A 7,013-nucleotide genomic window follows, 5' to 3' on the forward strand; every position below is an offset into this window, starting at 1 on the left:
ACCCGGACACCCGGACACCCGGACACCCGGACACCCGGACACCCGGACACCCGGACACCCGGACACCCGGACACCCGGACACCCGGACACCCGGACACCCGGACCGGGAGATTTTCGCCGTTCGACATCCGGCGGCTCCGGCGAGTCGCCGGGACTGCATGCGCCCCCGTCCGCGGTTCCTGCCGTGGCGGGGTCGGCGCCGACCGGCCGGCGTTCGCTGCCGCCGGGTTCACGGTGCTCGCAGGCGGCAGCGGCACCAGGCAGCGACCCCTTGGCCAAAACCGTCCGTGTGAATCCGGCCATTGTTCGCGAGATGGTGCACGGCCGTGCACGACGGTGCATGCAGATGCCTGGTCAGGGCATGGCACGGGATCACCTTGCGGCCCCTGTCGAGAGGGCGGCGTGGCGCGTCGGGGCACCGCGGAGGCCGCCGGGGGCCGTGTGCGACGGATCACTTGCTGCTCCTCGCGCCGCGAATGCACCGCGGCGACACGTCTCGGAGGCAGTCCCTCCGGTTCCGTTCCCGTGCGACGGGCGACGGCGCCGCCCGGGTGAACCCTCGCCGCGTTCACCCGGAATTCGCATGAGTGACTCCCGGAAGTGCCAGCCTCGGCCCCGGGACGTCCCGGGAGCGGTCCGAGAATGGGGAGACACCTGTGGAGAGTGGTCCGGCGATCTTCGCTGGCGCTGTATTCGCGCTGTTCGGAGCCGCTCTGCTGATATGGACGGGTGCCCGCGCACTGCATCGCGCACCGGTCGTGCACGGTGTGAATCCCGCCACCGCCGCCACCCTCACCGCGATCTTCGGTGCCGTTTTCCTCGTCGCCGGCGTCTGGTGCTTCACTCGTACCTGAGTCCCTCCGTTTCCGGCACGCCCTGACACCCGGCGTGGGAGTCCGGGCGGCAGGAATGCCTGGAGTCGGGTTACCGTTCGAGTGGCCGTTGCGAGCTTTTGCCGTTTGACACGGGGGCGGGTTGTACCGTCACACTCCGCAGCGACAGCAGTGGCAGTGCGGCCCGTACGCCGTACGCCGTGCGCGTACGTCCCCACCGAGCGTCGACCGGAGAGAAGAGCGAAGTTGTCCCCGACCAGCGAGACCGCACAGGGCGGCCGCCGACTCGTCATCGTCGAGTCGCCTGCCAAGGCGAAGACGATCAAGGGCTATCTCGGCCCCGGCTATGTCGTCGAGGCGAGCGTCGGGCACATCCGCGACCTCCCGAACGGGGCCGCAGAGGTCCCCGAGAAGTACACCGGCGAGGTCCGCCGCCTCGGCGTGGACGTCGAGCATGACTTCCAGCCCATCTATGTCGTCAACGCCGACAAGAAGGCACAGGTCAGAAAGCTCAAGGAGCAGCTCGCCGCATCGGACGAGCTCTACCTCGCCACCGATGAGGACCGCGAGGGCGAGGCCATCGCCTGGCATCTCCTCGAGGTCCTCAAGCCCAAGGTCCCCGTCCACCGGATGGTCTTCCACGAGATCACCAAGGACGCGATCCGCGAGGCCGTGGCCAACCCGCGCGAACTCAACCAGCGCATGGTCGACGCCCAGGAGACGCGGCGCATCCTCGACCGCCTCTACGGCTACGAGGTCTCGCCGGTCCTGTGGAAGAAGGTCATGCCACGGCTGTCGGCCGGTCGTGTCCAGTCCGTGGCGACCCGTCTCGTCGTCGAGCGCGAACGCGAGCGCATCGCCTTCCGCTCCGCCGAGTACTGGGACCTGACCGGCACGTTCTCCACCGGACGTGCCGGTGACGCCTCCGACCCCGCCGCCTTCACCGCCCGTCTGTCCACGGTCGACGGCCAGCGCGTCGCCCAGGGCCGTGACTTCGGCGCGGACGGCCGGCTCAAGTCCGGCCAGGTGCTCCATCTCGACGAGACGAACGCGCTCGCCCTCAAGGCCGCGCTCGAGAACGCCGCCTTCTCGGTCCGCTCGGTCGAGTCGAAGCCCTACCGCCGCTCGCCGTACGCACCGTTCCGTACGACCACCCTCCAGCAGGAGGCGTCGCGCAAGCTCGGCTTCGGGGCGAAGGCCACGATGCAGATCGCGCAGAAGCTGTACGAGAACGGCTTCATCACCTATATGCGTACGGACTCGACCACGCTGTCCGAGACCGCCGTCTCGGCGGCCCGGTCGCAGGTCACCCAGCTGTACGGCGCCGACTATCTGCCGGAGAAGCCGCGCACGTACGCCGGGAAGGTCAAGAACGCGCAGGAGGCGCACGAGGCGATCCGCCCCTCGGGTGATCGTTTCCGCACGCCCGCCGAGACCGGGCTGACCGGTGATCAGTTCCGTCTGTACGAGCTGATCTGGAAGCGGACCGTCGCTTCGCAGATGAAGGACGCGGTCGGCAACTCCGTCACCGTGAAGATCGGTGGCCGGGCGGCCGACGGCCGGGACGCCGAGTTCTCCGCGTCCGGCAAGACCATCACCTTCCACGGCTTCATGAAGGCGTACGTCGAGGGCGCGGACGACCCGAACGCCGAGCTCGACGACCGTGAGCGCCGGCTGCCGCAGGTCGCGGAGGGCGACCGGCTCTCCGCCGAGGAGATCACCGCGGACGGCCACGCCACCAAGCCGCCCGCCCGTTACACCGAGGCCACCCTGGTCAAGGAGCTGGAAGAGCGGGAGATCGGCCGGCCGTCGACGTACGCGTCGATCATCGGCACGATCCTCGACCGGGGCTACGTCTTCAAGAAGGGCACGGCGCTCGTGCCGTCCTTCCTCTCCTTCGCCGTGGTCAACCTGCTGGAGAAGCACTTCGGCCGTCTCGTCGACTACGACTTCACCGCCAGGATGGAGGACGACCTCGACCGCATTGCGCGGGGCGAGGCCCAGGCGGTGCCGTGGCTCAGGCGTTTCTACTTCGGCGAGGGAACGGTCACCGGTGGCGGCGCTGCCGAGGCCGGGAACGGTGACGGCGACCATCTCGGCGGCCTCAAGGAGCTCGTCACCGACCTCGGGGCGATCGACGCCCGTGAGATCTCGTCCTTCCCGGTCGGCAATGACATCAAGCTGCGCGTGGGGCGCTACGGCCCGTACGTCGAGCGTGGCGAGAAGGACGCGGAAGGCCACCAGCGCGCCGACGTCCCCGCCGACCTCGCGCCCGACGAGCTGACCGTCGAGCTCGCCGAGGAGCTGCTGGCCAAGCCGAGCGGCGACTTCGAGCTGGGCGCCGATCCGGTCAGCGGGAACCAGATCGTCGCGAAGGACGGCCGCTACGGCCCGTACGTCACCGAGATCCTGCCCGAGGGCACGCCGAAGACCGGCAAGAACGCCGTGAAGCCGCGGACCGCGTCCCTCTTCAAGTCGATGTCCCTCGACACCGTGACCCTCGAGGACGCCCTCAGGCTGATGTCGCTCCCGCGCGTCGTCGGCAAGGACGCCGAGGGCGTGGAGATCACTGCGCAGAACGGCCGCTACGGCCCGTATCTGAAGAAGGGCACGGACTCGCGCTCCCTGGAGACCGAGGACCAGCTCTTCAGTATCACGCTGGAAGAGGCGCTGGCGATCTACGCTCAGCCGAAGCAGCGCGGTCGGGCCGCGGCCAAGCCGCCGCTGAAGGAGCTCGGCACGGATCCGGTGAGCGAGCGTCCCGTGGTGGTGAAGGACGGCCGCTTCGGGCCGTACGTCACCGACGGCGAGACCAACGCGACCCTGCGGACCGACGACAGCGTCGAGACGATCACGCCGGAACGCGGATACGAGCTGCTCGCCGAGAAGCGCGCCAAGGGACCGGCGAAGAAGACCGCCAAGAAGGCCCCCGCGAAGAAGGCGGCGGCGAAGAAGACGACGGCGGCTGCGAAGAAGACCGCCGCGAAGAAGACGACCGCCAAGAAGACGACCGCCAAGAAGACGACCGCCAAGAAGACGACCGCGAAGACCGCGGCGGCAAAGAAGGCGGCCGCGGCGAACTCGTCCGCCTCGGACGAGTAACGAGGCGGAACGGCAGATCGAGCACCCGGCCGAGCAGCCCGGCCGGGCAGTTCGTGCGAAGCAGTGCGTACGGCCGGGCCGGCGGGTCGGGCGGTACGAGAATGGGCCACCCTGTGGGTGGCCCATTCCCCTCTCCTCGGTATGCCAGGGGCTCGCCGCCCGTTTGTTCGGACTGGGCCTCCGGGGAGTCATCGGCTCCGGATAGGCTGGGCGGATGACGCGAGCCGAGCAGCCAACGGACCAGAGCCCCACCTCTGACCCCGGTGCATCCGCCGCAGATGCCGGTCGGGATTTCGGGGCGGACGCCCTTGCCGCCGATTCACGTGAGCGTGCCGTGCGGTCGCTCCTGCGCGTACCAGCACTCCGGCGTCTGTGGGGAGCACAGCTCGTCGGAGGCACCGGTGACGCCCTCGCCTTGCTGGTGCTGGTTCTGCTGGCACTTCAGGCAGCGGTCGTCGAGGGTGCTTTCGGCGGCGGCTACCGCGGAGCGGCGTTCTCCGTCGCCGCAGTGTTCGGCGCCCGCGCGCTGGCCACACTGCTCTTCGGCGCCGTGCTCCTCGGCCCCCTCACCGCACTCACCGCGCCCGGCGGTCCGCTGGACCGCCGCTGGACGATGGTCGGTGCCGACGGTGTCCGTGTCGCGCTGCTCGTCATCGCCCCACTCTGGATCGACTGGACGCCGGGCACTGCACTGGCGTACATCCTCGCCACCGTGTTCGTCATCGGTGTCGCCGAGCGGTTCTGGACGGTCGCCCGCGAGAGCGCCGCGCCCGCACTGCTTCCCGCGCCGCCACTCGAAGGCGCCGCGGTGCGCCCGCTTCCCGATCACCAGGACGCGCTGCGGAGGCTCTCCCTGCGCACCTCCTTCGTGGTGATCCCCGCGGGGGCCGCCGTCCTTCTCATCGCCACGCTGATCGGCAATCTGCTCGGCTCCGGCATCGAGTGGTTCTCGCTGCACCAGGCCGCGCTCGGCTCGTATGTCGCGGCGGGTCTGTTCGCCGCCTCGTTGTCCGTGCTGTCCGCCGTCGAACTCCCCGACGCGCAGACACCGCGTCCCCGTTCACCGCTCGAAGGCCTGCGCCGCCCGTCCACCGGCAGCGGTCTCGACAAGGGCCGTACCGGTGCGGTGCCGCTGCTCGTCCTGGCCTGTGCCGCGGTCTCCGGCGCCATCGCTTCCGCCGCTGCCCTCGCCGCACTGCACGGCCATGATCTGGGCGGCGGCCCGGTGGCCTTCGCGCTGCTCGTCCTCGCGCTGACCGGCGGTACCGGCCTGGGCATCCGCCGGGCCGAGTCCGTACTGCCCTCCCTCTCGCGGCGCCGGCTCCTCGCCATTGCGATCGCGGTCACCGGTGTCGCCCTGCTGGCGCTCGGACTCGTGCCGGACACGGCAACCGTGCTGTTCATCGCCGTTCTGGCAGGTGGCGCGGCAGGTGTGGCCGCGCACACGGGGCATGCGTTGATCGATCTGGAGACCGAGGAGTACCGGCGGCCGCGGATCACCGAACATCTGCAGGCCGTCGTCCGGGTCTCCATCGGGCTGGGCGCTATTGCCGCTCCGCTGCTCGCCGCGGCCATCGGCCCGCACCGCCTCGCCAACGGCGACTTCGTCTTCGCGCACGGCGGCGCCGCGTTCACGCTGATGCTGGTCGGCGCGCTGCTGCTGCCCGTCGCCGCGATCGTCCTCGCCAAGACGGACGACCGCTCCGGCGTACCGCTGCGCCGCGATCTCGCCGACGCAGTGCGCCGTGGCGCGGACCCGATCCAGGCACCGTCCGCGACCGGCTTCTTCATCGCCATCGAAGGCGGCGACGGGGCAGGGAAGTCCACACAGGTGGAGGCGCTGGCGGACTGGATCCGTGCCAAGGGGCACGAGGTCGTCGTCACGCGAGAGCCGGGCGCGACCCCCGTCGGCAAGCGGCTCCGCTCGATCCTCCTCGACGTCTCGTCGGCCGGGCTGTCGAACCGCGCGGAGGCGCTGCTGTACGCCGCCGACCGCGCCGAGCACGTCGACACGGTCGTCCGTCCCGCGCTGGAGCGCGGTGCGATCGTCATCTCCGACCGCTACATCGACTCGTCGGTCGCCTACCAGGGTGCGGGACGTGATCTGTCGCCGACCGAGATCGCGCGCATCTCGCGGTGGGCGACGGACGGTCTCGTTCCGCATCTGACCGTTCTGCTCGACGTCTCCCCGGAGACCGCACGCGAGCGCTTCACCGAGGCGCCGGACCGGCTGGAGTCGGAGCCGGCCGAGTTCCACCAGCGGGTCCGTGCCGGTTTCCTCACCCTGGCAGCGGCCGACCCCGGCCGCTACCTGGTGGTGGACGCAGGGCAGGAGCCGGAGGCCGTGACCACGGTCGTACGCCACCGGCTCGACCGGATGCTGCCGCTCTCCGAGGCCGAGGTGAAGGCCCAGGAAGAGGCCCGCAGGGCCGCCGAGGAAGAGGCCCGCCGGAAGGCCGAGGAAGAGGCCGCGCGACGGGCGGAGGAGGAGCGCCTGGCGCGTGAGCGCGAGGAGCAGCTGGCCAAGTTGCGCGCCGAGGAGGAGGAGCGCAAGCGCCGCGAGCTGGAAGAGGCCCGGCAGCGCGAGGCCGAGCGGCAGGCGGAGGAGGCACGGCAGCGCGCCGATGAGGCACGTCGCCGGGCCGAGGAGGAGCGCCGTCGGCGCGAGGCCGAGGAAAAGGCCCACCGGGAGGAAGCGGAACGCCGTCGCCGGCAGGCCGAGGAAGAGGCCAGGCTCCGCGCGGAGGCGGAGGAGCGGCGCCGGGAGAAGCAGCGCAAGGCGGAGGAGGCCCTGCTGCGGGCCGAGGAGGCACGAAGGGCGGCGGAGGCCGCTGCGGCTGCTGCGTCGGCCGCGTCCGTCCCGCCCTCCGCCTCGTCCGCCGAGACGACCGTGCCCAGCCCCGTGGTGGGTGCGAACGACATGACCCGGACCGTGGAGACCCCGCGCCCGCACCTCGACATGACCAAGCGCGACGATGAGACGGCCGTCCTGCCGCAGGTGCCGGACGCTGCCCCGGGTGCTGCTGCGGCTGACGAGACGGCGGTGCTTCCGCCGGTGCGGGAGACTGGGTCGCGGGC

3 protein-coding genes are annotated in these 7,013 nt (G+C 71.0%); all 3 read left to right on the forward strand.

What is annotated here, in order from left to right; translation table 11 throughout:
• The first annotated feature begins 656 nt into the window (after positions 1-656).
• A complete protein-coding gene (locus AC068D_RS32525) occupies positions 657-854 on the forward strand; it encodes a hypothetical protein (protein WP_478826726.1) in 198 nt (65 codons plus the stop codon).
• Between the two features lie 225 nt (positions 855-1,079).
• Positions 1,080-3,935, forward strand: coding sequence for a type I DNA topoisomerase (gene topA, locus AC068D_RS32530; protein WP_478826727.1), 2,856 nt, complete (start codon positions 1,080-1,082; stop codon positions 3,933-3,935).
• 214 nt (positions 3,936-4,149) lie between these two features.
• Positions 4,150-7,013 (forward strand): dTMP kinase (gene tmk / locus AC068D_RS32535; protein ID WP_478826728.1); only part of this gene is annotated, 2,864 nt, incomplete at its 3' end.

It is taken from the genome of Streptomyces sp. NPDC043861 (assembly GCF_056435905.1).